Source organism: Enterorhabdus sp. P55 (assembly GCF_009911695.1).
GTDB lineage: Bacteria > Actinomycetota > Coriobacteriia > Coriobacteriales > Eggerthellaceae > Enterorhabdus.
In genome coordinates this window covers 1-1,734 of the sequence record NZ_QWKK01000216.1, presented here as the reverse complement: position 1 = coordinate 1,734, position 1,734 = coordinate 1, and the positions used below count along the sequence as shown (strand labels likewise).

Here is a 1,734-nt window from a genome sequence, read left to right as displayed (position 1 = left end):
GGGGAGGGGTGCAGGGGAGCCCCGCGGCTCCCCTGCCGGGGGATCCGGGGCGAGCAGCCCCGGAGGCCAGGATCGCCTGATGCGCCCAAACGCGAGGACGTACGAGGCCTGCGCCGTACCGTGGTATGTCCGTATCCCGGTACGGTGCAGGCCTCGTACCGGGATACGGACATACGGCTCTCACGGCAGATCGCAGGTGAGTTCCTCGTCGCACTCCACGCACTTCACGCGCACGGCCCTCGTCGCCCTGACGCTCATGCCGCATCGGGGGCAGGTGTACTTCCTCGTGCTTGACGGCCTCTTGGCGGCGGAGGCGGCCGCGGGCCTGCCGAGCCTGTGGAGCTCCCTGAGCTCACCCTCCACCTTCTTGAAGGCGCCCTGCCGTGCCATCAGGAGGAGGCTGTCCCCCGGCGAGGTCAGCGACCACCCGATCCTCTTGTCGTAGGCGATCACGAGCCCCCTCTTCTCCGCCTCGATGCGGAACCTCCCGTTGTGGTAGGTTCCGCCCCGTGACGTGTCCTTGATGCCCTGCTCGTGGCAGTGCAGGTGGACCATCTCGTGGAGGAGGGTGGCCATGACCTCCGCCACGGGCCGGCCTATGGTCTCGGCTCCGAGGTTGATCTCGTGGAAGGCGTCCTCGCCGCTGGCCCAGGATCTCCACGGCGTGAAGTGCCCGTAGGCGGAGGGGGTGGGGGAGACGGTTATCACCGGGCGGTCGAGCCGTCCGTCGAAGTACGCGGCGTTGAGCTCGTCGAAGGCCCTCTCGAACGCGGCGAGCCTCAGGCTGAGCCTGGGCTCCTCCCCTGGCGCCGCCATCACGCGGCCCGCCCGGCCGGCGTGCGGATGCAGGCCCGGGCGACGAGGCCGGCCATCTGCCCGTCGAGCGTCTGCTGCCTCCGGCAGAGGCGCCGCAGGCGTCTGCGCGCCTCGTCGAGCCACCGGCAGTCCGGGATTTCCCAGCTCAGGTGCATCCCGATCATGAGGCGCAGCGTGGCGCGCTCGCTTGCGATGGCGTCCGCCTCGGCGCTCAGGCGCTCGAACCGCTCCAGCTCCTCTGGAGTGAGGAGCACTTTGCTCTCAACCATGCTCGCTCCTCCCTAGCGCCTGATTGTGCCCTCGGCGACCCAGCCGTCCCGCCAGTTGCCGTCGGCCTCGCCCACGTGGACGTAGATCCCCCGCCCAGACTCGCCCGTCATGGGGACGACCCAGAAGCCGTCCTCGCCGTTGGCGAGGAGCTGGCACGTCCGCCCCTTCGCGTCCAGGACGGTAGACGACTCGCAGTCGCCCTCGCAGCAGTCGATCTCGTAGCCCTCGAGGGAGACGTCCACCTCCACCCATCCGTCTCCATCGGGCATATGCCCGGATCGCGCCGCCACATAGCCGGCCTTGAGCACGGCCTCGGTCGAATCGACGCGGCGCTGCCAAATCCTGAAGTCACCCATTTTCGTCTCCCTTCTTACTCCGTCGCCTCGCGCAGGGCCTCGACCAGGTCTGCGTGGTAGCTCCCATGCGACCAGTCTCCCGCCGCCTCGTCGTAGCCCCAGGCCACGACATAGGGGTGGTGCGGATTCGCCTGGCGCAGCAGGATCGCCGCCTGGAGGCCGCGCCAGATGACCACGTAGCCCTGCTTGCTCTCGTCCCTGTAGGCAGCCTTCCCGTCGCTCATGTCCTTGATCCTCTCTCGTCTGATCCGCGCCCGCCGGATGCAAGCGCCGCTTGCCTCGGCCTGCCTGC

Annotated in this window: 4 protein-coding genes; all 4 read right to left on the bottom strand. The window is 69.1% G+C overall.

All coding sequences use genetic code 11. The annotated features are described in order from the left end of the window. Nucleotides 1-180: 180 nt before the first annotated feature. The 4 genes from D1643_RS10905 to D1643_RS10890 are packed head-to-tail and all read right to left on the bottom strand — an operon-like array spanning nucleotide 181 to nucleotide 1,666. Nucleotides 181-816, bottom strand: a complete 636-nt coding sequence (locus D1643_RS10905; RefSeq protein ID WP_160710630.1) for a SprT-like family protein — start codon at nucleotides 814-816, stop codon at nucleotides 181-183. Then, entirely contained in the window at nucleotides 816-1,085 is a 270-nt protein-coding gene (locus tag D1643_RS10900; protein ID WP_160710629.1) for a hypothetical protein, read from the bottom strand. The genes D1643_RS10905 and D1643_RS10900 overlap by 1 nt, the downstream gene beginning before the upstream one ends. Before the next feature lie 12 nt (nucleotides 1,086-1,097). After that, on the bottom strand, nucleotides 1,098-1,442 hold the full coding sequence (locus tag D1643_RS10895; RefSeq protein WP_160710628.1) for a hypothetical protein: 345 nt from the start codon (nucleotides 1,440-1,442) through the stop codon (nucleotides 1,098-1,100). 14 nt (nucleotides 1,443-1,456) lie between these two features. Beyond that, on the bottom strand, nucleotides 1,457-1,666 hold the full coding sequence (locus tag D1643_RS10890) for a hypothetical protein (protein ID WP_160710627.1): 210 nt from the start codon (nucleotides 1,664-1,666) through the stop codon (nucleotides 1,457-1,459). Nucleotides 1,667-1,734 lie beyond the last annotated feature (68 nt).

Coding starts and splice junctions, on each gene's coding strand:
- D1643_RS10900 (WP_160710629.1), bottom strand. CDS start 1,085: ATGGTTGAGAGCAAAGTGCTCCTCACTCCAGAGGAGCTGGAGCGGTTC.
- D1643_RS10905 (WP_160710630.1), bottom strand. CDS start 816: ATGGCGGCGCCAGGGGAGGAGCCCAGGCTCAGCCTGAGGCTCGCCGCG.
- D1643_RS10895 (WP_160710628.1), bottom strand. CDS start 1,442: ATGGGTGACTTCAGGATTTGGCAGCGCCGCGTCGATTCGACCGAGGCC.
- D1643_RS10890 (WP_160710627.1), bottom strand. CDS start 1,666: ATGAGCGACGGGAAGGCTGCCTACAGGGACGAGAGCAAGCAGGGCTAC.